At 64.4% G+C, this 24,343-nt stretch carries 21 protein-coding genes and 2 pseudogenes; 9 read left to right on the top strand and 14 right to left on the bottom strand.

The features are described from left to right. Positions 1–70: 70 nt before the first annotated feature. On the bottom strand, positions 71–679 hold the full coding sequence (locus QRM89_RS11315) for a TetR/AcrR family transcriptional regulator (protein ID WP_011037993.1): 609 nt from the start codon (positions 677–679) through the stop codon (positions 71–73). Between the two features lie 137 nt (positions 680–816). Between QRM89_RS11315 and QRM89_RS11310 the strand changes: the two genes are divergently transcribed. After that, positions 817–1,740: an alpha/beta hydrolase gene (locus QRM89_RS11310; protein WP_285448052.1), complete on the top strand. Its 924-nt coding sequence runs from the start codon at positions 817–819 to the stop codon at positions 1,738–1,740. Continuing rightward, the gene (locus QRM89_RS11305; protein ID WP_223646154.1) at positions 1,737–4,211 is read left to right on the top strand and encodes an acyl-CoA dehydrogenase; all 2,475 of its coding nucleotides are present in this window, start codon (positions 1,737–1,739) and stop codon (positions 4,209–4,211) included. The genes QRM89_RS11310 and QRM89_RS11305 overlap by 4 nt, the downstream gene beginning before the upstream one ends. Positions 4,212–4,895: 684 nt before the next feature. On the opposite strand, the gene QRM89_RS11300 is transcribed toward QRM89_RS11305, so the two are convergent. Both QRM89_RS11300 and QRM89_RS11295 read right to left on the bottom strand, forming a co-directional pair. Next, positions 4,896–5,249 carry a DUF1304 domain-containing protein gene (locus QRM89_RS11300; protein ID WP_011037996.1) on the bottom strand — a complete coding sequence of 118 codons (354 nt, stop codon included), beginning with the start codon at positions 5,247–5,249 and terminating at the stop codon, positions 4,896–4,898. A gap of 56 nt (positions 5,250–5,305) precedes the next feature. Next, positions 5,306–6,670, bottom strand: coding sequence for an MFS transporter (locus QRM89_RS11295; RefSeq protein ID WP_285448051.1), 1,365 nt, complete (start codon positions 6,668–6,670; stop codon positions 5,306–5,308). A gap of 375 nt (positions 6,671–7,045) precedes the next feature. Between QRM89_RS11295 and QRM89_RS11290 the strand changes: the two genes are divergently transcribed. The 3 genes and pseudogenes from QRM89_RS11290 to QRM89_RS11280 all read left to right on the top strand — a co-directional run bounded on the left by QRM89_RS11290 (position 7,046) and on the right by QRM89_RS11280 (position 10,177). Beyond that, complete coding sequence (locus tag QRM89_RS11290; RefSeq protein ID WP_193725627.1) at positions 7,046–8,389, top strand: serine hydrolase domain-containing protein; 1,344 nt, start codon at positions 7,046–7,048, stop codon at positions 8,387–8,389. Between the two features lie 267 nt (positions 8,390–8,656). Beyond that, positions 8,657–8,743 (top strand): annotated as a pseudogene (locus QRM89_RS11285) (SufD family Fe-S cluster assembly protein); the annotation flags it as partial. A 993-nt stretch (positions 8,744–9,736) separates the two neighbouring features. Next, positions 9,737–10,177, top strand: a complete 441-nt coding sequence (locus QRM89_RS11280; RefSeq protein WP_238150646.1) for a hypothetical protein — start codon at positions 9,737–9,739, stop codon at positions 10,175–10,177. Between the two features lie 275 nt (positions 10,178–10,452). On the opposite strand, the gene QRM89_RS11275 is transcribed toward QRM89_RS11280, so the two are convergent. Next, entirely contained in the window at positions 10,453–10,644 is a 192-nt protein-coding gene (locus QRM89_RS11275) for a hypothetical protein (RefSeq protein WP_153065445.1), read from the bottom strand. Between the two features lie 47 nt (positions 10,645–10,691). Here QRM89_RS11275 and QRM89_RS11270 point away from each other — a divergent pair, with 47 nt between their 5' ends. Beyond that, positions 10,692–10,985 carry a hypothetical protein gene (locus tag QRM89_RS11270; protein WP_273671892.1) on the top strand — a complete coding sequence of 98 codons (294 nt, stop codon included), beginning with the start codon at positions 10,692–10,694 and terminating at the stop codon, positions 10,983–10,985. Between the two features lie 217 nt (positions 10,986–11,202). On the opposite strand, the gene gcvH is transcribed toward QRM89_RS11270, so the two are convergent. The 8 genes and pseudogenes from gcvH to nudE form a co-directional block, all read right to left on the bottom strand. Then, positions 11,203–11,598, bottom strand: a complete 396-nt coding sequence (gcvH, locus tag QRM89_RS11265; protein ID WP_011038001.1) for a glycine cleavage system protein GcvH — start codon at positions 11,596–11,598, stop codon at positions 11,203–11,205. A gap of 139 nt (positions 11,599–11,737) precedes the next feature. After that, on the bottom strand, positions 11,738–12,847 hold the full coding sequence (gene gcvT, locus QRM89_RS11260) for a glycine cleavage system aminomethyltransferase GcvT (protein ID WP_115006177.1): 1,110 nt from the start codon (positions 12,845–12,847) through the stop codon (positions 11,738–11,740). A 207-nt stretch (positions 12,848–13,054) separates the two neighbouring features. Beyond that, positions 13,055–13,489 (bottom strand): NfeD family protein, encoded by a 435-nt coding sequence (locus tag QRM89_RS11255; RefSeq protein ID WP_042594711.1) that lies wholly within the window; start codon positions 13,487–13,489, stop codon positions 13,055–13,057. Between the two features lie 3 nt (positions 13,490–13,492). Next, the gene (locus tag QRM89_RS11250) at positions 13,493–14,458 is read right to left on the bottom strand and encodes an SPFH domain-containing protein (RefSeq protein ID WP_014508540.1); all 966 of its coding nucleotides are present in this window, start codon (positions 14,456–14,458) and stop codon (positions 13,493–13,495) included. Between the two features lie 350 nt (positions 14,459–14,808). After that, positions 14,809–15,144, bottom strand: coding sequence for a YnfA family protein (locus QRM89_RS11245; RefSeq protein WP_012437730.1), 336 nt, complete (start codon positions 15,142–15,144; stop codon positions 14,809–14,811). A 14-nt stretch (positions 15,145–15,158) separates the two neighbouring features. Then, positions 15,159–15,965 (bottom strand): annotated as a pseudogene (gene mazG / locus QRM89_RS11240) (nucleoside triphosphate pyrophosphohydrolase); the annotation flags it as partial. A 34-nt stretch (positions 15,966–15,999) separates the two neighbouring features. After that, the gene (gene cysQ, locus QRM89_RS11235; protein ID WP_014508542.1) at positions 16,000–16,800 is read right to left on the bottom strand and encodes a 3'(2'),5'-bisphosphate nucleotidase CysQ; all 801 of its coding nucleotides are present in this window, start codon (positions 16,798–16,800) and stop codon (positions 16,000–16,002) included. Beyond that, positions 16,797–17,345, bottom strand: a complete 549-nt coding sequence (nudE, locus tag QRM89_RS11230; RefSeq protein ID WP_029216848.1) for an ADP compounds hydrolase NudE — start codon at positions 17,343–17,345, stop codon at positions 16,797–16,799. Before nudE ends, cysQ begins: the two co-directional genes overlap by 4 nt. Positions 17,346–17,386: 41 nt before the next feature. On the opposite strand from nudE, the gene bioA reads away from it, so the two are divergent. Both bioA and QRM89_RS11220 read left to right on the top strand, forming a co-directional pair. Beyond that, positions 17,387–18,805, top strand: a complete 1,419-nt coding sequence (bioA, locus tag QRM89_RS11225) for an adenosylmethionine--8-amino-7-oxononanoate transaminase (protein WP_115573370.1) — start codon at positions 17,387–17,389, stop codon at positions 18,803–18,805. Then, positions 18,796–19,530, top strand: coding sequence for a 16S rRNA (uracil(1498)-N(3))-methyltransferase (locus QRM89_RS11220; RefSeq protein WP_115573371.1), 735 nt, complete (start codon positions 18,796–18,798; stop codon positions 19,528–19,530). Before bioA ends, QRM89_RS11220 begins: the two co-directional genes overlap by 10 nt. Positions 19,531–19,739: 209 nt before the next feature. Here the strand turns inward: QRM89_RS11220 and QRM89_RS11215 are convergent, their stop codons facing one another. Together QRM89_RS11215 and QRM89_RS11210 are read right to left on the bottom strand one after the other, a co-directional pair. Next, positions 19,740–20,756 (bottom strand): glucokinase family protein, encoded by a 1,017-nt coding sequence (locus QRM89_RS11215; RefSeq protein WP_115573372.1) that lies wholly within the window; start codon positions 20,754–20,756, stop codon positions 19,740–19,742. Beyond that, positions 20,753–21,085 carry a hypothetical protein gene (locus QRM89_RS11210; protein WP_285448050.1) on the bottom strand — a complete coding sequence of 111 codons (333 nt, stop codon included), beginning with the start codon at positions 21,083–21,085 and terminating at the stop codon, positions 20,753–20,755. Before QRM89_RS11210 ends, QRM89_RS11215 begins: the two co-directional genes overlap by 4 nt. A gap of 376 nt (positions 21,086–21,461) precedes the next feature. Between QRM89_RS11210 and QRM89_RS11205 the strand changes: the two genes are divergently transcribed. Then, positions 21,462–24,152 (top strand): TonB-dependent receptor, encoded by a 2,691-nt coding sequence (locus QRM89_RS11205; RefSeq protein ID WP_115540755.1) that lies wholly within the window; start codon positions 21,462–21,464, stop codon positions 24,150–24,152. Positions 24,153–24,343 lie beyond the last annotated feature (191 nt).

The following is a 24,343-nucleotide window of genomic DNA, read 5'->3' as shown; positions in this document are numbered from 1 at the left end:
CGACTCGAAAGAGTCGCGGTTTTTCTTTACTCACGAGGCAGCATTAAGCCATCCCTGACGTGTACGGGAATTACCCCGGAATCAACGTCTGGATCACATGCTCGACGTAGGCTTCGAAATCTTCGCGGGCCTGCTTGGGTTGCTGCAGTTGCAGCGAGAGTTGTAGAAAGCCGACGTAAGCGGCGTAGGCCAGGCGGGCGCGGTGTTGAGCATCGGTGCGGCTGAGGCCGGCCTGGCGGAACGAGGCGATCAGGTAGTCGAGGCGGCGCTGCGAGACACGGTCGATGACCGGGCGTACTGCGGGGTGATCCAGCGCCTTGAGCAGCTCGCTGTAGATCACATGCGGCTTGACCTCGTGCGCAACCAGCTGGAACAGCGCGCGCAGGCGAGCGCTTGGGTCGGGCACGTCCTCCAGGCTGCCGAACACTTCTTTCTGTTCGAAGATTTCCCAGCGTTCGAGTGCGGCCTGCAAGAGTGCGTCGCGCGAGGGGAAGTGCCAGTAGAAGCTGCCCTTGGTGACGCCCAGACGGCGCGCCAGCGGTTCGACCGCAACGGCGCCCACGCCTTGTTCTGCAATCAGATCCAGCGCAGCCTGCGCCCAATCGTCGGCGCTGAGGCGGTTGCCGCGACCGGAACTGGCGCGGGGAGTGGCAGGGCTGGATTCGGTGATGTCGTTCATTGTGACGATTTAACCATACGCTCGGGTCGGTTGCAGTATGCACCATCCGCCGATAACGCAAAGCGCGGCAATTCAACGGCTTAACGTCCATACCAGGGAGTATTGACATCCCCCGGGCGGGATCCATACCATTAGGTATGGTCAGCCATCCCTCTAGCCTCGCCGAGACTGCATCCCTTGCTCGCATCAGCGTGGGAGATGCGCCGCTGGCGGTTTCGCGGCGTGGTGCTGGCAATGCGCCCACCGTGTTACTGGCGCATGGATTCGGGCAGACACGTCATGCCTGGGAAGCGACGGCCACGGCACTGGCGGAGGCCGGCTATCAGGCGCTGTCATTCGATGCGCGCGGGCATGGCGACTCCAGTCCCAATCCTGCGTCCCTGCCTTATTCGGCGGCGCAATTCACCGATGACCTGATCGTGCTGGCGGGTGAGTTGCCCGAGCCACCGGTGCTGGTAGCTGCGTCGATGGGCGGGCTGTTCGGCCTGCTGGCCGAAGCGCGTTGGCCGGGCTTGTTTCGCGCGATCGTGCTGGTGGACATCACGCCACGCTGGGATACCACCGGTGTGGAGCGCATCCTGCGCTTCATGACCGCGCATCCGCAGGGGTTTGCATCGCTGGATGCGGCTGCCGATGCAATTGCCGCATATCTGCCGCAGCGCCCGCGCAAGAGTGCGGCGCAACTGCAGTTGCTGCTGCGCCAGCGCAGTGACGGGCAATGGCATTGGCATTGGGATCCGCGCCTGGTCAGCGAACTGGCGGGCCAGGATAGTCAGGCACAGCAACAGGCACTGATGGAGGCTGCGGCACAGGTGCGGTGCCCGATGCTGCTGATCAGCGGCGGACGCAGCGATCTGGTCACGCCGCAAACCATCACTGAATTCCTGTCGATCGCCCCGCATGCGCAGCACGTGCAACTGCTGCACGCCACGCACATGCTGGCCGGCGACGACAACACCACGTTTACCGCCACCGTGTTGCATTATCTGGACGCACTTCCCTCGGTTGGCATCAGCACCGCGTCCAACATTACCGAGCATGTCACTGGAGCAAGACCATGAGCATCGTTGCACCGTTCCTCCTCGTCATCCTGGCGGCGGGCATCGCTGCCTATCACCGCATGCGCCTTGCCACGTGGGTCGCGCTGAGCGCCTGCGTGCTGGTGGCGTGCTGGCTGTTGGGAGCCAACCTCACCGCCACCATCGTTGCAGCCGCGCTGGTCGTGCTGATTGCAGCGCCGGTGTTGTTGCCGTTCCTGCGCAAGCCACTGCTGACCACGCCGTTGATGGCGTTCTTCCGCAAGGTGCTGCCGCCGCTCTCGCAGACCGAGCGTATTGCGCTGGAAACCGGCTCGGTCGGCTTCGAGGGCGAGCTGTTTACCGGTGATCCGGACTGGCAGAAGCTGCTCAACTATCCCAAGCCGCAGTTGACCGCCGAAGAGCAGGCGTTCCTGGATGGCCCGGTGGAAGAACTGTGCAAGATGGTCAACGACTGGGAAATCACCCATGTCCACGCTGACCTGCCGCCGGAGTTGTGGGACTACATCAAGAAGCACAAGTTCTTCGGCATGATCATTCCGAAGCAATACGGCGGCTTGGGTTTCAGTGCGCTGGCGCACCATAAGGTGATCCAGAAGCTGTCGTCGATCTCCAGCGTGGTCAGTTCCACCGTCGGTGTGCCGAACTCGCTCGGGCCGGGTGAGCTGCTGCTGCATTACGGCACGCCGGAACAGAAAGATTACTACCTGCCGCGTCTGGCGATCGGCGCCGAAGTGCCGTGCTTCGGCCTGACGGGCCCGTTCGCAGGTTCCGATGCCACGTCGATTCCGGATTACGGCATCGTCTGCAAGGGCGAGTGGAATGGCGCCAACGTGCTCGGCGTCAAGCTCACTTTCGACAAGCGCTACATCACCCTGGCGCCGGTGGCGTCGCTGATCGGTCTGGCGTTCCGCGCCTATGATCCGGACGGCCTGATCGGTGACAAAAAGGACATCGGCATCACCCTGGCGCTGCTGCCGCGCGACACCCCCGGGGTGGAGATCGGCCGCCGCCACTTCCCGTTGAATTCGCCATTCCAGAATGGCCCGATCCATGGCGAAGAAGTGTTCATTCCGCTGAGCCAGTTGATCGGTGGCGTGGAAATGGTCGGCAAGGGCTGGAACATGCTCAACGAGTGCCTGGCCGTGGGCCGCTCGATCACCCTGCCCTCCACCGCCAGTGGCGGTGGCAAGTACGCTGCAGTGGTGACAGGTGCGTACGCACGCATCCGCAAGCAGTTCGGCCTGTCGGTTGGCCGTTTCGAGGGCGTGGAAGAAGCACTCGCCCGCATCGGTGGCAAGGCGTATGCGATCAGCGCACTGGCGCAGGCCACGGCCGCAGCGGTTGACCGTGGGGACGTGCCGTCGGTGCCGTCGGCAATCGCCAAGTATCACTGCACCACCATGGGCCGCGAAGTGGTCAGCGACATGATGGATGTGATCGGCGGCAAGGGCATCATCCTGGGGCCGCGCAACTTCGCCGGCCGCGCCTGGCAGGCCGCACCGATCGGTGTGACCGTGGAAGGCGCCAACATCATGACCCGCAGCCTGCTGATCTTTGGCCAGGGCGCGATCCTGTGCCATCCGTGGGTGATGAAGGAAATGAAGGCGGCGCAGGATCCGGATACGCGTCGCGGCCTGGAAGAGTTCGACCAGAGCCTGTTCGGCCATATCCGCTTCGGTATCTCCAACGCCGTGCGCTCGTTCTGGTTCGGCCTGACCGGTGCGCGCATCGGTGCGGCGCCCGGCGATGCGTACACGCGTCGTTTCTTCCGCAAGCTGGATCGCTATTCGGCCAACCTGGCCTTGATGGCCGACGTATCGATGCTGATGCTGGGCGGCAAATTGAAGTTCAAGGAGTCGTTGTCCGGGCGCCTGGGCGATGTGCTGAGCCATATCTACATGACCAGCGCGATGCTCAAGCGGTATCACGACGAAGGCGCACCGGCGACCGATCAGCCGCTGCTGGCCTGGGCCTTCCACGACAGCGTGCACAAGATCGAAACCGCGCTGTCGGCGGCACTGCGTAACTTTCCGATCCGCCCGGTGGGCTGGCTGATGTGGGTGCTGATCTTCCCGCTGGGCCGCCGTGCCGAAGCACCGGGCGACCGCCTGGGCCATCGTGTGGCATCGATCCTGATGGCACCTAACGAAGCACGTGATCGCTTGGCACAGGGTGTGTTCCTCACCCCGTGCGCCAACAATCCGGGCGGCCGTATCGCCAGCTACCTGACCAAGGCGGTGATGGCCGAGCCGGTGGAACGCAAGTTCCTGAAGGCGCTCAAGACCAAGGGTATCGAGGCATTGGATTTCCCGGCGCAGCTGGACGAAGCCGTGGCCGAGGGCGTGCTCACCCTGGACGAGCGCAAGCTGCTGGAAGAGCTGCGCGAGATCATGATGGACACGATCACCGTGGACGATTTCGATCCGCACGAACTGCGCGCGGCCAGCTTCTACGACAAGCCGCAGGCACAGCAGCCGCGCGAAGCCGCGTAAGGGCTGCAACGAGGAACAAGCACAACGGCGAGCTCAGGCTCGCCGTTGTTGTTTCTGGCGTTTGACGCGTGAGCGCAGGCGAACGTGTCGTTGTCAGCGAGTGGATGGTCATGCCGACTGATCCGGCAGCGTTGGGAAGGGAATGAGGGACTCGTCGCGCAGCGTCGTTGCAACGGCGAGCTCAGGCTAGCCGTTGCTGTTCTGAGGTGGCAAATGCGCACTGGCGAACGTGCCAACACGCTGCAGGCATCGCGTGGAGCGACTGCGCCGACGGGTCCGGCCGCGTTTGGGGTGAGAGAGATGCAGGCTTGTTGCACAGCGTCTCTGCGAGCGGATTGTGCTTCGCCAATTGTTGTCTCTGGAGCCTGGCAAACCAGCGCTTGCCGCACGCAAGAGAGCAATCGTCATTGCACCTGCGCTACCGCGCTGACTGGCCTGACCGTGCATCGCTGCGGAGGGCACCTGGCACCTGCACAATCGAGTTCAGCGCAACAGGAGGTGATCTCTTCCATTTTTAGCGCCGACGTCGCCAGGCAGCAGCACAGCGTCCTACCCGAGCACCAACGGAAAACGCACTGAAACGCGCGCAGCAAACCGACGATGCGCTGCCGCACTCCCGCCGAACGTGCCCTGCAGCCAATTGCAGCGCGTTGGCCGCCTGCCACTACCAATGCAACAGCGACTTCAGCCCGGCAACCACAGCAGTGCCAAGGCAATCAGCGCCGGCAACGCCTGCACAAAGAAGATGCGTCGATTGACGCTGTAGGCGCCGTAGCAGCCCGCCACCACCACACAGCCCAGGAAGAAGCCCAGCACGTCGGTGCGGGCCTGCAGCGCGCCCCAGAACAGGCCGGCGGCAAGGAAACCGTTGTAGAGCCCCTGGTTGGCCGCGAGCACGCGGGTGGCCTGTGCCTTCTCCGGCGTGTTGCGGAAGGTCTTCAGGCCCAGTGGGCGCGTCCACAGCACCATCTCCAGGACCAGGATGTAGACGTGCAGCAGCGCAACACACAGGCCGGCAACGATGGCAACGATGGACATAGGGACGGGCTCGATCAAGGTAGGCGCCAGCATAGCGGCGATGACTGGCGTGCGGCTTACTCGCGGATGCGCCTCACCGCCGCATCGCGTTCGGCGGGGAGCTTGCGTGCCTCATGCAGCACGCCCAGGGCGCCCACCGTCATGCCGCATGCGATCAACACGCCCACACCGAAGACGACACTGGAACCGAACGCCGACACCACCTTGTGGATCCACACAACGCTCAGATCGCCGCCGCGGTAAACCACGGTGTCGATCGCAGCCCCGGCCTTGTAGCGCCATTCGCGATCGACGCGCGTGTACAGCGTCTCGCGTGCCGGCTTGGCCAGGGCAAACTCGCTGGAGCGGGTCATCACCTGCACGATCGCCAGCATCATGGGCAACGGTGAGGCAGACAACACGGCGAATCCGAAGATGATCGCCGCGCCGGGAATCAGCAGCGCGGGTGCAATGCCGAAGCGCGACAACAGGGCGCGCGTGACCAGTAACTGCAGGACCAGCGTGAGCGCATTGACCGCCAGATCGATGTTGGCGTAGTAGGCGGTGCTCGCTGCCGCATCGGTATACAGGCGCCGCACCAGCGCGGCCTGCTCGTTGTACAGCAGCGTGCCAACGCCCACGCCGAACACCACCATGACCGCGAGCCAGCGCAGCAGCGGCTCGCGCACGATCAGCTTCAGCCCGCCCAACACGTCGCCGCCCATCGGCACTTCGCCGGAGGTCACCTGGCGCTCCTGCTCGCGTGCGACCGCCCACAGGCGCAGGCGCAGCAGGCACACCACGCACATCCCCAGAAAGCCGGCCGACACCAGCATCAAGTGCGCAATGCCGATCCGCTCCACCAGGGTGCGGGTCAGGATCGGCCCCAGGAACGCGCCGATGGTGCCGGCCGCACCGATATAGCCGTAATAGCTGCGCGCCTCCGCATTGCTGAAGACATCGGCCATGAAGCTCCAGAACACTGCCACGGCGAACAGGTTGAACACCGCCGTCCACAGGAAGAATGCCATTCCGCGCCCGGGCACACCGGTGTCGAACAGCACATAGAACAGCAACAGCGTAGCGATAAAGAAGCCGTACACCACCGGCAGAAACACACGGCGCGGGTAGCGGCTCACCAGGGCCCCGTAGATCGGTTGCAGGAGCAGGGTGATCAAAAAGGTGCAGGTAAACAGCACCTGCAAGGTGAAGTCCTTCAGCGGCATGCCGTGTGCACCGAAGAACGCGATCATGCCGGCCGGAAAGATTGCCGCCACATCCGCCGACGCACCCATTGCCTCGCGCACCGGGCGCAGTACGTAGTAGCCGCTGAGCAGGCAGAAGAAGTACAGGAACGACCACGCCAATGGCGGAGAACTGCGCAAAGCACCCGCCAGGTGGGCCACCGATGGACGCGAAGATGACTGGCTGTTCATCGGCATGACAGCGCTCGGTGCGGCGAGCTCGACAATAAGACCATGGCAGCGCAGCGCCCGCAGGAAAGCGCGCAAGTTAGCCGATGCACGCGTTCGCAGCCAGCGGCGCCAAGCACTTGCGCGGTTTTAACGGTCCTGGCGAGGCCTGCCCGGCACCTGGGCACGCGGCTTGCAGCTGCCTGATCGTGGTGTCTGCATGCCCGCCCAGGCGTGCTGCATGCGGGCTTTTTCACAAGCAGAATCATCAATAGGATCAATACGATGCCCATTCATCTTCCGGCAGTTTGTGCTATTGCAAAGCGCGGCGCTAGAATCGCCGGAGGCAGTGGAACAGGCGGGAACACCATGACAGAAATACGCAGGCGCCGACGGTTCCGTCCGTTGGCCGTTGGGCTGTTCGGGGCATTGCTGCCTCTGGCGCTTTCTTCCACCGCGCAGACCCCTGCCCTGACTGCCAATAGCTTGCAGCCGGCGACCGCCGCGCAGTCGCCCACTACTCCGTTGCCTTACCGCACGTCGCTGCCTGCCAGCAGCGTGCTGGCGCCTGCCGCTGGCTTCGATGTGCCTTCGTTCGAGTCGATGGCCGACCAGCTCACCTACGGCAACCGCGTACCTGGCATGGCGATGGCCATCGTGCAGGGCGGCAAGGTGCTCAGCGCGCGCGGCTATGGCGTCACCGACGTCAATCATCCGCAGCCTGTCGACGGCCACACCGTGTTCCGGCTGGCGTCGTTGTCCAAGGCATTTGCTGGCACCATGGCCGGGCTGCTGGTCAACGACGGAGTGCTGCGCTGGGACAGCAAGGTGGTGGACTACGTCCCCGGCTTCCAGCTCAGCGACTCCACTGCCACCCGTCAGCTCACCGTGGCCGAAGTCCTCAGCCACCGCGTCGGCCTGACCCGCAACGCCTACGACCGCGACATCGAATCCAACGCCGACTACTACTCGCTCAGCCACAAGCTGGCAGCCGCGCCACTGCGCTGCGCGCCTGGCGATTGCTATGCCTACCAGAACGTCGCCTTCAGCCTGGTCGGTGATGTGGTGTTCGCGGCCTCGGGCAGCTTCTATGAGCAATCGGTGGAGCGCCGCATCTTCAAGCCGCTGGGCATGAACGATGCCAGCATGGGCCTGGCCGGTATCCAGGCCAGTCCACATTGGGCACGCCCGCATGTGCGCAGCCGCAATGGCTGGGTGTCGCTGACGCCCAAGCCGACCTACTACCGCCTGGCACCGGCTGCCGGCGTCAATGCCAGCGCCAGCGACATGGCGCAGTGGCTGCTCGCCCACACCGGGCATCGCACCGACGTGCTGCCTGCACCGCTACTGGCGACATTGCACGCACCGCTGATCTCCACACCGGGCGAAATGCGCTCGGGCTGGCGCCATGAGCGTGTGGACGCGGCCAGCTATGCATTGGGCTGGCGCGTGTTCGACTACGCCGGGCATCAGGTGATCTTCCACGCCGGCGCCGTGCAGGGCTATCGCGGCCTGGTGGCGTTGCTGCCCGAACGCGACCTCGGCATTGCCATCATGTGGAACGGCGAAAGCGGCCTGCCCTCGGGCATGCTGCCGACCATCCTCGACCGCGCCCTTGGCCTGCCGGCCAAGCGCTGGTTGGATATCGATGTGGACGGCGACTTCGGCAGTGAGAACATGCTGGCCGAGCGCCCCGACCCGGCCGGCAAGGGCGCCTCCTCTGGCAAGTCGGTGGCATCGCCGCGCTGACCTGGTGGCTGGATAACGCACAGATCAAAAGGCGGCTTCGGCCGCCTTTTTTGTTGCCTTGCTGGGAGGCGGTGCGATGGATTTGGGTAGCAGATCGTTAGTGCGTGGATTGGCGCGCCTGCGCCCGAGCCTGCGGCTGGTGCGTGAGTGCGTGAGATGCGATGACACCCATGCCAACTGAAGTTGCCGATGGCAGGTGAGATGCCGTTTCGCTATGCATGCTTGCTAGCCGCGCCCATCTCGACGTTATTCGACCCACAGGGCCATGACGCGGACGAAGTGCAGGCCGCACACAGCAGCACCGTGGGCCAGCTCGACGACAGTGAGCTGCTCTACCTGCGCTCGCGCGGGTTATCCGGCGCTGCACCCGGCTGGGCGCCCTCACGGCACACGAGGCGGAAGCAACACGTGGCTTGTCGCTGTAGCTACGTACCAGGTAACCCGCAAGCGCTCAGTGCCTTTGCACTCGGCCAAGCGAGCCTGCGCCACTGATGGCGTGGTGATCGGCACGCTCTGTGCCGGCTGGCCACTAGCAGCGAGCTTCCGAAGCTCATGTTGGCCTGCCGCTGGCAGATAGCTCAAAGCCCGTACCGGCTGACCACTGGCAGACAGATGACGAGGCTTGTGTCGGTTGGCCTTTGGCAGACAGATTCCGGGGTTGGTGATGGACAGCCACTGGCGGGCAGACCCCGAAGCTCGTGTCGCTGCGAACAGATTCCGCGTTTGGTGATGGAAGGGAAATGGCGATGGCAGGCAGGTAGCGGCAGGGCCACCGCCATCTGCAGGCGGTTATGCACATTGAGGCACTTCGAAAACGATGCCGGTAATGCAATCGGCGGATCGACCCGGGGGATCTGCAACGACTGCAAGGAAGTCGCTGGGGTGGTGGTCAACTGAGCTGAAGATCGGTCGCTGCAACTACAGCTATCACTAACAGCTATACGCTGGCGATGGGGATCCAGCCGACGCAGGCAAACTCGGCGGCATTGATCGGTGCAGCATGGTGCCGCGTCGAGCCGTCCGCAGTTATGGCGCCTTGTCGGCTATGCAACCCTGGCCGCAGGTCCGAGGGGCTCTTCCGTCCCTGGGCTGCAGCCTGCCCTAGCGCATTGCCCGCTGTCGTATTGCACTGCCCATTCCTTACAGACGATCCGCAAGCTACAAGCACGCGACCCAGCCGCCTGCATCTATTCGCCGCGTCAGCGAAGATGCTCTGCCCCGCCCAATAAAAAAGCTCCCTCCCCGCTGGGCGTCGGGGAGAGAGCTCGATGTTTACGGCGATCGGGTGTTACAAATCAGATCAGCGGTGCCGGGGTTGCGGGCAGCGCGACCGGAGCGGCCTTCTTCTTGCGAGCGGCCGGCTTCTTCTTGGCGACCTTCTTCACAGCAGGCTTCTTGGCAGCAGACTTCTTGGTGGCGGACTTCTTGGTCGCCTTCTTCGGAGCTGCCTTCTTGGCGGTCTTCTTGACGGCTTTCTTGGCGGCAGTCTTCTTGGTCGCCTTCTTTGCAGTCTTCTTCACTGCCTTCTTGGCGGCAGCCTTCTTGGTTGCCTTCTTCGCAGTCTTCTTCACTGCCTTCTTGGCGGCAGTCTTCTTGGTTGCCTTCTTTGCAGTCTTCTTGACGGCCTTCTTGGCGGCGGTCTTCTTCACTGCCTTCTTGGCGGTCGCCTTCTTCGCGACCTTCTTGACGGCCTTCTTGGCGGCAGTCTTCTTCACTGCCTTCTTGGCGGTGGGTTTCTTTTTCGCAGCTTTTTTAGTGGTGGCCATGTGTTTGGCTCCTCGTCAGTGAACTATGGAGTTGGAAAACGCCCAGTTGAAGCAAACCCCGTGACGGCATGCCGTCGTCGGGAACCGTCCGCAGGTGATGCGCGACGGGACGGATACAGAAACACCCGCATCGAACGGCGACACGGGTGCGTGATCGGAACGACCGCTGCGTTTTTTTGGAGAGAAGCGAACCCGACTCCACCGTTGATGGTGCTTCGGTGGACATCTGGAACAAGCGTGTCGGCCTGATGTCGATTCTGCTCACTCTCTTCCGCAGCAATGTCTGCTGGGCGAAACCTAATCACGCTTTTTTTTACTGTCAACACTCTTTTGCAAATATTTTTCAGTCTGGTGTCGCCACGCGTCGGCAAGCGGCGACGCAAACCGGCGTTGCCGGCGATCACCAACCCCGCATTCGCACAGACGCTTGCGCAGTGGTTTTTTAAAAAGCACTTCTTTTGCGCTGTTTTTTTCATACATGCCGTTCAAGCACATACGCAGGCACTCCGCGCCAGCAACACGACGCGGTGTCTGCGATGACCGCTGCGCCGCCTGTCCGCCAGCTGAAAATTTTTTTGCCGGCGTTGCCGCTTCCGGCGTCGCACAAGCACAAATGCGCAAACTTCTTGCGCCGTTTTGTACTGCATGCGGTGCGGCACACGCGCACCGATGGAGTCGCAGGCGTTGGTTCGCGCCATCGGCAATGGCAGTACGACGACTACTTTTTCACCGAGCGCACGCCAACTCCTCACGAGTGGCTCACGCCAGAATTCCGACGCGACGAAAACGACCGCGCACGTTTGACCAACAAACCGACCGCCCGCATGTAGCGCATCGGCCGAGCATCACCCGTGACGGATGCGACAGCGACGACAGCGATCGGTCGACCACTGCTCCGCGCGCCGACGCCCTGCACGTGCGCATGCATCACCGCCAGCTAGAAGAAGACGGCATGCAGTTCTGTGCTCGGCCGCCGAACCACCGCCCGCCAGGCAAAAAAAATGGCCGCTCGGATGAGCGGCCATCGGGATGCAGCAGGCGGCGCGATCAGTGCGCGTCGTCTTCCAGCAGCTCGGCGTAATCGTCCGGGGCCAGCAGTTCGTTGAGCTGCTCCTTGTCGTCGATCTCCACCACGAAGATCCAGCCTTCGCCGTACGCGTCTTCATTGATGGTTTCCGGCTTGTCGCTCAGCGAGGCATTGACCTCGACGACCGTGCCGGTGACCGGGCTGTAGACGTCGGAGGCGGCCTTGACCGACTCCACCACCGCAGCGCCGTTGCCAGCCTGGACGGTGTCGCCAACGGCTGGCAGTTCGACGTAGACCAGGTCACCCAGCAAGCCTTGCGCGTGGTCGGAGATACCGACGGTGACGCGGCCATTGCCTTCGACGCGGGCCCACTCGTGGGATTTGAGGAACTTGAGGTCGCCAGGGATCTCGCTCATGGGTGTGCTCCGGGAAAACGTAGGGTTCGGGGACAAGGCGCTAGTTTAACCAAGGCCGTGCGTCAGGTGCTGGCATCGCGTGATGGCAATGCCGATGGATCACTGCTGCCGGCCGCGCGAACGACCGGCAGCAGCAGGCTTACGCGCCGAGTACGCCTGGCTGGGCCTGGCCGTCGCGCACGAACGGAAACTTCACCGCGCGCAATGGCACCTGCTTGCCACGGATGTCCACGCGCAGGTCGTCGATGCTGCCGGCCGGCACGCGTGCGAAGGCGATGGCCTTGCCCAGGGTGGGCGAGAACGTGCCGGACAGGATCTCGCCTTCGCCGCCTGCGCTGAGCACCTTCTGGCCGTGACGTAGCACGCCCTTCTCGTCCATGACCACGCCGATCATCTGGCGGGGTGCTCCCTGCGCCTTCTGCGACTCCAGCACGCTGCGGCCGATGAAGTCGCGGCCTTCGTCGAGCGTGATGGTCCAGGCCAGCGCGGCTTCGTACGGAGTGACGTTGTCGTCCATGTCCTGGCCGTAGAGATTCATGCCCGCTTCCAGACGCAAGGTGTCGCGCGCGCCCAGGCCGGCAGGCGCCACGCCATGCGCGAGCAGCGCATTCCAGAACGCGACCGCATCGGCCTGCGGCAACACGATTTCAAAACCGTCCTCGCCGGTGTAACCGGTGCGCGCCAGGAACAACGCAACGCCATCGTGCGTGCGCGTCTGCAGCGCAGCAAAGCGGCCGAGCTTGCTCGCCGCGCTGGCGTCGGCGGGATCGAGCAGATCGATCACCTTGCTGCGCGCGTTGGGCCCCTGCACCGCGATCATGGCGAAGTCGGCGCGCTCTTCCACGCGCACCTCGAAGCGTGCGGCCTGTTCGCCGATCCACTGCAGGTCCTTGTCGCGGGTGGCGGCGTTGACCACCAGGCGGAAGAACTCTTCCTGCATGAAGTACACGATCAGGTCGTCGATCACGCCACCCTGCGGGTTGAGCATGCAGGTGTACAGCGCCTTGCCGGAGACCTTGAGCTTGTCGACCGAATTGGCCAGCAGGTAGCGCAAGAACTCGCGCACGCGCGCGCCGTGCAGATCGACCACGGTCATATGGCTGACGTCGAACATGCCGGCGTCGCGACGCACCTGGTGGTGTTCGTCGATCTGCGAGCCGTAGTGGATCGGCATGTCCCAACCGCCGAAGTCGACCATCTTGGCGCCGAGCGCGCGATGGGTGTCGTTGAGGATGGTCTTCTGGGTCATGAGCGCCGGTCCAAGGGAAAGAGGACCATTATCGCCGGCCGGCCACGCTTGGGGGAAACCGCGGATTGCCACTGGCGCAACGCACGGCCGGTGCGTGGGCATCGGGGTGCGTGCGCCGCCTGGGCGCACCCGACCAGCGGCGACCGATGAGTTTCCGATTGAGCGGCGTGCGGCGCAAGACGGGCGCATCACGCGCCCGTGGGTGGCTCAGGTGTTGGGCTGCACCTGCAGGGTCATGCCGTCGACCGCAACGATGCGCACCAACGCACCGGCGGGAAGATCCGGGCCACTCACCACCCAGAACGCATCGTCCACCTTGGCGCGGCCACGTCCGTCAACGATCGCCTGATCCAGCAGCACGCTGCGACCGATCAACTGTTCGGCGCGCCGGTTGAGCAAGGGCCGATCGCTCTGCCGGCCCTTGCCGCGGAACCAGGTGCGATACACCTGGATGGCGACGAAGCTGAGCACCACGAATGCCACGATCTGCACCAGCACCGACATGCCGGGCACGGCCAGCACCAGCACGCACACCGCCGCGGCCGCGATGCCCATCCATAGCAGAAACGCGCCGGGCGCCAGCGTCTCGGCGGCGATCAACAGCAGGGCCAGCACTGCCCAGGCGACCACGTCCCAGCGCATCGCTCAGCCTCCCGCGCGCGGCGGCAATGGCGGCGTGCGCACCACCGGCGCGTCGGGCTTGCCCAAGGCTTCCTTGGCCAGCTCGGCGATGCCGGCGATGGAGCCGATGATGCCGCTGGATTCCATCGGCATCAGCACGAACTTCTGGTTGGGCGCGGTGGCCAGCGCCTTGAACGCTTCCACATACTTCTGCGCAACGAAGTAGTTGATGGCCTGCACGCTGCCTTGAGCGATCGCATCGGACACCACCTGGGTGGCCTTGGCTTCGGCCTCGGCCAGGCGCTCGCGTGCCTCGGCATCGCGGAACGCGGCTTCCTTGCGGCCCTCGGCTTCAAGCACCGCGGCTTGCTTTTCGCCCTCGGCGCGCAGGATTTCCGATTGACGCGAACCTTCGGCTTCGAGAATCTGCGCGCGCTTCTCGCGTTCGGCCTTCATTTGCCGCGCCATCGAATCGATCAGGTCGCGCGGCGGCTGGATGTCGCGGATCTCGATCCGGGTGACCTTGATGCCCCACGGGTTGGTGGCCTGGTCGACCACGCTGAGCAGCTGCGCGTTGATGGTTTCGCGCTGGCTGAGCGATTCGTCCAGGTCCATCGAACCGATCACCGTGCGGATGTTGGTCTGCACCAGGGCGATGCTGGCGATTTCCAGATTCGACACTTCATAGGCGGCCTTGGCCGCGTCCAGCACCTGGAAGAACACCACGCCGTCCACGCGCACCACCGCGTTGTCCTTGGTGATGACGTCCTGGCTGGGCACGTCGAGCACCTGTTCCATCATGTTGATCTTGCGGCCCACGCCGTAGACCACCGGAATCAGGAAATGCAGGCCCGGCGTCATCGTGTGGGTGTAGCGGCCGAAGCGCTCCACGGTCCACTCGAATCCCTGCGGCACCATGCGCACCGTCTTGAACAGCACGATGACGCCAGCGACCAGAACCACGATTGCCAAGAACGATGTTGGAAACATGTGCCACTCCTTCCCCGATGCGAACGATCCTTGCCCAAGTATAGGCCTGTGCGTGGAGTGCCCGAATGCGCTGGAAGAGGGAAGGCATGCACGTGGGATGATCGATGGGTGCCGTCACGCAGGCGGCGCATAGGCGCTGCGCATGACCAACCTTACGCGTGTGCGCGGCGCTTGATCAGTACGCGCGTGATCCCCTCGCATGGCGCAGTGCAGCAGCTAGGGCGATCTGTCTCGGACTGGCCGAAGGCAGTTCTCGCTGCGACGCATAAGAAGGTGTGGAAAGGCTTTGCCTCAACGTGCAGCGCGATGGCGAGGCATTGCATGCCTGTGACCCACCCGCACGAGCGCACTCAACCGGAGCGCGGCGAGAACATGATGATGGCCATGCCCAGCAGGCAGCAGCCGGCGCCGAGCAGATCCCACCGCGTGGGTGTCACCCGGTCCACCCACCACAACCACAGCAGTGCGGTGGCGATGTAGACGCCACCATAGGCGGCATACACGCGGCCGCTGGCGGCCGGGTGCAAGGTCAACAACCAGACGAACACCGCCAGGCTGAGTGCGGCCGGCAACAGCAGCCACACGCTGCCGCCTTTGCGCAGCCAAAGATAAGGAAGGTAGCAACCCACCAATTCGGCCACCGCGGTGGCCACGAACAACAGCAGCGTGGTCAGCGCCGCGCTCACTGCGCGGCGGGCCCGTCACGCTTGACGCGTTGCCACAACGCTTCCTGTTCGCTCAGCGACAACGCGTCCAGCGCGGTGCCGTCGGCCTGGGCATATGCTTCCATCGCGCGGAAGCGACGCTCGAATTTCAGGTTGGCGTGGCGCAACGCCGCGCCCACATCCACCTTGGCATGCCGGGCCAGGTTGGCGCAGACAAACAGCACATCGCCCAACTCGTCTTCCAGTCGTGCCTGGTTATCGGCGACCGGGCCACGCGCAAACTCTACGCGCAGCTCATCGATTTCTTCCTGCAGTTTTTCCAGCACCGGCGCCGGACCGGGCCAGTCGAAACCGACCCGCGCCGCGCGCGACTGCAACTTGGTGGCCCGTTGCCACTCCGGCAGGCCGCGTGCGATGCCGGCCAGCGCGGAACTGTCTTTCTCTCCCGCCGCGCGGCGCTCCTCACGCTTGATCTGCTCCCAGTTGGCGCTCACCGCCTGCGCGCCATCCACCTGTTGCGCGCCGAAGACATGTGGATGGCGACGCACCAGCTTGTCGCTGATGCTGGCGACCACGTCGGCAAACCCGAAGGCACCTTGCTCAGACGCCATCTGCGCATGGAAGACCACCTGCAACAACAGGTCGCCCAATTCGTCCTGCAGGCCGGGCAGGTCGTGGCGATCGATCGCATCGGCCACTTCGTAGGCTTCTTCGATGGTGTACGGCGCGATGGTGGCGAAGGTCTGTTCGACATCCCACGGGCAGCCCTGCTCGCGGTCACGCAGGCGCGCCATCAGCTGCAGCAGGTGCGCGATATCGCCGCTGGAAGGAGGTTGGCTCATTGGATCTCTCGTTGGGTGCGGCGGGGCGGCACGCTTACACCAGCCAGTCGCGCCACGGCAGGCCGGGGTCGCCCAGGGCGATGAAGTCGCCATTGAGCAAGGTGTCGCGGCGGTTGTAGCGGAACGGCTTGCCGGTGCCGGCCGCGAGCAGCGCGCCACCGGCGGCATGCAGCACGCACTGGCCAGCGGCGGTGTCCCACTCGGAGGTGGGACCGAAGCGCGGGTACACATCCAGCTCGCCTTCGGCGATGCGGCAGAACTTCAATGAGGAGCCCTGCGCCACCACGTCGATCTGGCCCATGCGTTCCAGCGCGGCGGCTGTGCGTGCATCGCGATGCGAGCGGCTGGCGGCGACCCGTAACGGGGCAGCAGCAGGCGTGCGCGAATGCAGCATTTCGTCGCGGTCGCCATCGCGGCGGTAGGCGTTCTCACCGCGCGCCGCATACCAGACCCGTCCATCGACCGGCGCCTGCACCACGCCGAGCACCGGCGCGCCCATGTGGATCAGGGCGATGTTGACGCTGAACTCGCCATTGCGCTTGACGAACTCGCGCGTGCCATCCAGCGGGTCGACCAGCCAATAGCTGGTCCAGTACTGGCGTTCTTCCCAGGCCACGTGGGCAGACTCTTCCGACAACACCGGCACATCCGGCGTGACCCGGCGCAAGCCTTCCACGATGACGCGGTTGGCGGCCAGGTCGGCCTGGGTCAACGGGCTGGCGTCGGCCTTGATCTCGACAGCGAAATCCTGCGCGTACACCTCCATGATGGCGTCGCCGGCTTGGCGCGCGATCGCAATCACGGTCTCGCGCAATTCCATCGGGATGCGGATCATGGGTTGCGCTCCAGCCACTCGCGCGCAATGAACAGGGCCGCCAGGGAACGGCCTTCGGAAAAGTCTTCGCGCAGCATCAGTTCGTCCAGGCGTGCCAAGGGCCAGGGGATCACATCCAGTTCTTCGGGTTCGTCGCCGGGCAGACGCTCGGGGTAGAGGTCGCGCGCCAGCACCAGCCAGGATTGGTGACTCATATAAGTAGGAGCAAGCGTCATGGCGCGCAGCACCTGCACCTGGCGCGCGCCGTAGCCGGCTTCTTCCTTGAGCTCGCGGTCGGCGGCCTGCTCGGGCGTCTCGCCGGCATCGATGCGGCCCTTGACCAAGCCCAGCTCGTAGCGGTGCACGCCGGCGGCGTACTCGCGTACCAGCAGCACGGTCTGCGCATCGAGCATCGGCACGACCACCACAGCGCCGTGGCCCTGGCTGAGCTGGCGTTCGTACAGGCGCCGCTCGCCGTTGGAAAATTCCAGATCGAGCTGCTGGCGCCGGAACGGCCCTTCGCCCAGATCGGTGATCTTGTGGATGGTCGGCAGACGCGTGCTCATGCGCAGCACGCAGCGGCGGAGCCGGCCGATAGAATAGGCAGATGCATCGACATGTTCATGAGCCCGAAATCCTAGCAGACCCGGCAGCCTTCGAAGCTGCCGAACATTGGCGGCAACGCGATCTTGCGGTGGTGTGGCACCCCTGCACCCAGATGCGAGAGCACCCGCACACACTGCCGCTGGTGCCGATCGCACGTGGCGACGGCGCCTGGCTGATCGGCCACGATGGCCGCCACTATCTGGATGCGGTCAGCAGCTGGTGGACCAACTTGTTTGGACACGCCGAACCGCGCATCGGCGCGGCCATCGCGCAGCAGGCCGGCACGTTGGAACAGGTGATGCTGGCCGGCTTCACGCATGCGCCCGCCGTGCAACTGGCCGAGCGGCTGCTAGCCATCGCGCCGCGCCAGCCCGACCGCGCGCCGTTGGCCAAGGTGTTCTACGCCGACAATGGCTCGGCCGGGGTGGAAGTCGCCTTGAAGATGGCCTTCCACTATTTCCACAACCGTGGCGAGCACCGCCGCACCCGCTTCATCGCGCTGGAGAACGGTTACCACGGCGAGACCATCGGTGCGCTGTCGGTGGGCGACATTCCGCTGTACCGCCGCGTGTACGCGCCGCTGTTGCTGGAATCGATCTTCGCGCCTTCGCCCGATGCGTACCAGGCCGAACCGGGACAGAGCGACGAAGACTACGCGTTACAGGCGGCCGATGCACTGCAGCATCTGCTGGAGCAATCCCCGGGCGAAATCTGCGCCTTGATCCTGGAGCCGCGGGTGCAGTGCGCTGGCGGCATGCGCATGTATCACCCGGCCTACCTGCGCCGTGCGCGCGAACTGTGCGATGCGCATGGCGTGTTCCTGATCGCCGACGAGATCGCCACCGGCTTTGGCCGCACCGGTACCTTGTTCGCCTGCGAACAGGCCGGTGTGATGCCGGACCTGTTGTGTCTGTCGAAAGGACTCACCGGTGGCTTCCTGCCCCTGTCGGCGGTACTGGCCACGCAGCAGCTATACGACGCGTTTCTGGATGACTCGCGCGAGCGCGCCTTCCTGCATTCGCACAGCTACACCGGCAACCCGCTGGCATGTGCGGCGGCGCTGGCGACGCTGCAGATCTTCGCCGACGACGACATCATTGCGCGTAACCAACGCACCGCCGCACACATGACCCAGCTCGCTGCGCAGATCGGCGAGCACAGCGCGGTGGCCGACGTGCGCCAGGCCGGCATGATCGTGGCCTTCGAGCTCACCCAGGGCGGCGACAAGCGCACGCCCTTCCCCGCCGCTGCGCGCGTGGGCCTGCAGGCCTACCGCGCCGCATTGGCACGCGGCGTGGTGCTGCGCCCGTTGGGCGACGTGCTGTACTGGATGCCGCCGTATTGCGTGGACGACGAACAGCTTGCGCTGCTCGCAGACACCACCCGCCACGCCATCGCCGAGGCCATTGCATGCGCCTGACCCGTTCGTATGTTGCATTGCCGCTGCACAGCGGCGGCGATGTCACGCTGCCGGAGGAATCGGCCAACCACCTGCTGCGTGTGCTGCGGCTGCGCGAAGGCGATGCCTGCGTGCTGTTCAATGGCGATGGCAGTGACTACCACGCACGCATCACCGTGGCCGGCAAGCGCGAGGCGCGGGCCGTGGTCGAGCGCGTGGAGGCAGTGAGCAACGAGTCGCCGCTGGCAATCACCCTGCTGCAGGGCATTGCGCGCGGCGAGAAGATGGACCTGATCCTGCAGAAAGCCACCGAGCTCGGCGTGACAGCGGTCGTGCCAGTCAATGCCGAGCGCACCGAGGTGAAGTTGGATGCCGCGCGCCTGGAAAAACGCATGGCGCATTGGCGCAGCGTGATTGTCTCGGCCTGCGAGCAATCCGGGCGCGCACGCATTCCCTCGCTGGCACCGCCCGCGTCGCTGCAGGACGCCGCGCGTGCCAGCGATGCACAGGCGTTGCGGTTGACGCTGGACCCGCACGGCGAACATCGCCTGGGCACGCTGGCGGTGCAGCCCGGGCAAGAGGTAATTGTGGCGATCGGCCCGGAAGGTGGCTGGTCGCCACGCGACCGCACAACGCTGGGCGAGGCCGGCTTCACCGGGCTGCGCCTGGGTCCCCGCATCCTGCGCACCGAAACCGCAGGATTGGCAGCGATTGCGGCGCTGCAGTCGCGATTTGGAGATTTGTAGGGCGGGTTGGTCGTGTGTGTGCGGCGCTGGCAAGGTACGCCCTGTTTAGGGCTGGGTTTTCTGTAGGAGCGCCCTTGGGCGCGAGGGCGTTATCGGTAGAGCCTCATCGCGCCCGAGGGCGCTCCTACGTTTGCCCGGCTAATGCCAGGCGCGTGGTAGCGCTGCGCACCGGACGCATGCTGCCTCTGCGCCCCGCGGAACCCCGGCGCTTAGCGGCCGTGCTGCAGGAACCAGCTGGCGGCACCGATCACGCCAAGCTGGCCATGTTCGACGATACGCACCGGCACCTGCTCCAGCGCAGGGCGCAGTGGGCCCTTGTCGAGCAAGCGTGCAGCGAAGTCGCTGCGGGCGATGAAGTCGGCAATCTGCGGCAGGAAACCACCGGCCAGATACACACCGCTGCGCACGCCGTACAACAGCATCATGTCGCCAACCACGCTGCCCATGAAACCGCAGAACGTCTGCAGCGCTTCGTGCGCCAGCACGTCGTCACCGGCCAGTGCTGCGGCAGTGACCGCAGCCGGAGTGGCGTGCACCGCCGGCGCGTCGCGCAGCGTGGCCAGCGCGGTATACAGCGTGAGCAAGCCAGGGCCGGAGAGAAAGTGTTCGGTCGCCACATGGGTGCGCGTGCGGCGCAACTCCTGCAGCAAGGCCACTTCCAGATCGCTGGATGCTGCCAGCGCGGCGTGGCCGGCCTCGGTCGGCAACACCACCGAGTTCCCACCATTGGGAATCCACAGCGCCGCGCCCAGGCCAGTGCCCGGGCCGAGCACCAATGCCGGGCCAGGAGCGCCCTGGGCGGGGCCGGAAAGCTGCATGACCTGATTGCCGGTCATGTAATTGGCCGCATAGGCGACCGCTTCGAAGTCGTTGACCAGGTGCAAGGCCTGCATGCCGAGCTGCTGGCGGATCTGCTCCGGCGCCAGCACCCACGGCAGATTGGCGGTGATCACGCGGCCGTCTTCCAGCGCATACCCGGCGCTGGCGATCACGCCACGGCGCACCGGTGCGCAGGACAGCTCGGCAAAGAACACAGCCATGATCTCGGCCAGGCCCGGGTAATCAGCGCAGCGGTACTTGCGGTAATCCAGCACGGTGACCGGCTTGCGCGGATCGTTGCTCTCGCAGGCCAGCGCCAGGCGCACATGCGTTCCTCCGACATCCGCGGCAACGAAGGTTTCGGGGCGCGGAAATGCCACCGCTTCCATTGGGCTGCTTGCGCTCACGCATTCTCCTGATAAGTGGCAGCGGGGCCGACATCGTCCTGCTGGCCGACGAAAGGCGAGCGGGTAGACAACGTTGTCAGCAATCGTCCTGTAACGCAACCGTCGCGCGCGTGCTGCATCGCGCGCGCGGCAAATTCCATCATCCAACAAATATCAGCGCTGGCAACGGTGATTCCGGCACAAAATCCAGCAATGCCGGCTCGAATTGCACATCGGCCATAGAAACAGCCGATCGCTGCCCACATCGCGTGCGGCCCAATTGCGCAGCGCCGCCGGCGTTCCGCGAACCACCGCACAAAAATGCTGCATTGCAGCGCAATCGCAGCCACTTCAGAGATCTGTGACGATGTGTTGACAACGCTGTCAACGCTACGCGAGACTCGATTCAAATCGGAGTTCAGGCAGGAGGGGCCATGGACTGTTTTACGACTGTACGGACTGGCGCGCCCCTCGCCCGGAACATCCAGATTTGCGAGCCACGCGTCATGGGACGCTGCACTCGCAGATGTCGCGTTCGCTCCACTGCACCACCACACGGGGGACACCTCCTCTACCACGCGAATTACCGCAGCCGCACTTCGCGCGAAGTTCGGTCAGGCGATCACCGCGATCGGTCAGGGCGTGTTGTTTTGCCGGCCACGCCGAGCGCGTTGCGCCTCACCACGGGCCATCCGCGCTCAAAGCACTAACCAACGAGGTTTAGCCATGCACAGCCGCACCACGACGTTAGCATTCTGTATCACCGCCGCCCTGTACTACTCCGGCGCTGCCATGGCTGCCGGACAAGAACAGCAAGCCGCTCCGCAAGCTGCTCCAAACGCGCCCTCGTCCACCACCGAGCTGGACACGATCACCGTCACCGGTTATCGCGCTTCGCTGGAGAAGAGCCAGGCGGTCAAGCGCTCGGCCAACTCGATCGTCGACGCCATCAGCGCCGAAGACATCGGCAAGTTCCCGGACATTAATGCGGCCGAATCGCTCTCGCACCTGCCGGGCATCAGCGTCGACCGCCAGTTCGGCGAAGGCGAAAAGGTCAGCATCAACGGCACCGACCCGGCATTGAACCGCGTGCTGCTCAACGGCCAGACCATCGCCTCCGGCGACTGGGGCGGCAACCCGACCGACACCAGCGGCCGTACCTTCAACTACACGCTGCTGTCGCCGGAAATCATCGGCCTAATGGAGGTCTACAAGACCCCCGAAGCGCGCATCGACGAAGGCTCGATCGGCGGCACCGTGATCGTGCACACCCGCAAGCCGCTGGACCTGCCCAAGAACACCATCCGCGGCTCGATCGGCTACAACTACAACGATCGCTCGGAGGAAGGTAATCCGCGCGGCTCGGCGCTGTGGAGCTGGAAGAACGACGACGAAACCTTCGGCGCGTTGATCTCCGCCACGCACGACAAGCAGGACCTGGCACGCGCCGGTATCGAATACTTCGGCTACACCACCGGTGCCGGCATTCCGGCCAGCGCCACCATCACCGGCGACGGCAGCGATGTGGCCACTGCCCGCGTGCCGGCCGGCATCAGCAGCGCATTCTTCCAGCAGACCCGCGAGCGCAGCGGCCTGCAGGGTGCATTGCAGTGGAAGCCCAACGAGCAGAACGAGTTCAACCTGACCGGCCTGTACATCAAGGGCAAGTACAACAACTTCAGCCAGGCGCGCTACGTGTGCCCGGCATGTAATGACGACCGCCAGAAGATCACCAGCGCCAATGTCGAAAACGGCGTGGTGACCGGCGCCACCGTCAGCGACGGCGCAGCCGGCCAGCCGTACGCACAGCTGGATGCCAACTACCGCGAGAGCACGGTCACCACCAAGAGCCTGAACCTGCGTCACGACTGGTCCGGCGAGAAGTGGGTGTTCACCACGCAGGCCGGTTACACCGAAGCCACCGGCGGCAAGAACCCCGAATACCTGATGAAGTTCCTGATGCAGGACGGCGGCTACAACTACGCCTTCGACGGTCAGAACACCTCGGTGAACTACGACAACGGCGGCGCCTCGAACTGGGTGTTGCCGGGCAATCCGGCTGGCCTGGCACCTGGCCAGCAAGGCAATATCCCGGGCACCAATACCGGCATCATGCAGGCCGGCGGTATCGCCTACCAGAAGAGCAAGGACGACGAGAAGTACTTCCAGTGGGACGCCTCGCGTGACCTGGAATGGGGCCCGTTCACCAAGCTGCAATTCGGCTACAAGTACATCAACCACAACAACGGCGTGGACGCGCGCGGCAACCGCATCAACTCCACCGATACAGTGTCGTTGACGCAGTTCAACCCGGGCAGCACGCCCAGCAGCCTGTACGACGGCCTCGGTGCCAGCGGCGACCTGACCACCTGGCCCACCGCCAGCCTGAATGCCGTGCGCAGCTACCTGTTGTCGCAGCCGCAGGGCCCGTACCGCACCGATTTCGGCGCCTCGTTCCAGGTCAAGGAAATCACCCAGAACGTCTACACGCAGTTGAACTTCGAATCCGGCCAGTGGCGCGGTAACGTCGGCGTGCGTTTGGTCGACACCACCGACAAGTCCGAGTTCTGGCAGAGCAACGACGGTGGCACCAACTTCGACCGCGTGGCCGAAACCAACGACTACCGCAAGGCGCTGCCGAGCTTCAACATCGCCTACGACATCACCGACGACACCGTGCTGCGCTTCTCGGCGGCCAAGGTGATTGCACGTCCGCGTTATGCCGACCTGGCCGGTACGTTCACCATCAACAGCGGTACCGGTGACCTGACTGCCAACGGCGGCAACCCGGATCTGAAGCCGTACGAGTCCACCAACTACGACCTTGCTGCGGAATGGTATTTCGCTCCGTCCAGCATGCTGTCCGGCGAAGTGTTCTACCGCGATATCAGCTCCTACATCGTCAGCACCACCACCAGCCAGCAGTTGAACCCGGCACCGCCGGCCGTTGCCGGTCTGTACCAGGTCACCACGCCGGTGAACGTGTCCGATGCCAAGGTCAAGGGCGTGTCGGTCAACTACCAGCAGACCTTCGGTCTGGGCTTTGGTCTGCAGGCCAACTACACGTTTGCCGAATCCGATTCCAGCTCGGGCTTGAACCTGCCGTACCTGTCGCGCGACACCTACAACGTGATCCCGTACTGGGAACACGGCGACTGGACCGTGCGTGTGAACTACAGCTACCGCTCGAAGTACTTCACCCAGATCGGCCGACTGGAATCGCGTGACTTTGCAGATGCCTACAAGCAGCTGGATCTGAACGCCTCCTACCAGATCACCGATTACATGGGCATCACCTTCGGTGCCACCAACCTGCTGGATTCCACCTACCGGGTCTTCAGCAACACGCGTGATACCCCGACCGCGTTCTACAAGAACGGCCGCGGCTACCAGGCACAGCTCAACTTCAAGTTCTGATGGTGTGACGGCGCGCCACCGACCCTCCACGGTGGCGCGCTTTTTTTTCTGTCGTTGCATGGGGCAACGACAGTGCATGCAGTGCACATTGAGTGGACCTGGCCATCGCCCTTCGTGCTGAAGGGTGATGGCCAGTCCCGCTTCCGCAACCACGGGCCGGATGCCTGATGCCGGCGCGTCTTTGCCCACAG

The organism is Xanthomonas sp. LMC-A-07 (genome assembly GCF_030208825.1).
Taxonomy (GTDB): Bacteria; Pseudomonadota; Gammaproteobacteria; order Xanthomonadales; family Xanthomonadaceae; genus Xanthomonas; species Xanthomonas campestris.
This window is presented reverse-complemented; position numbering and strand designations above follow the sequence as displayed.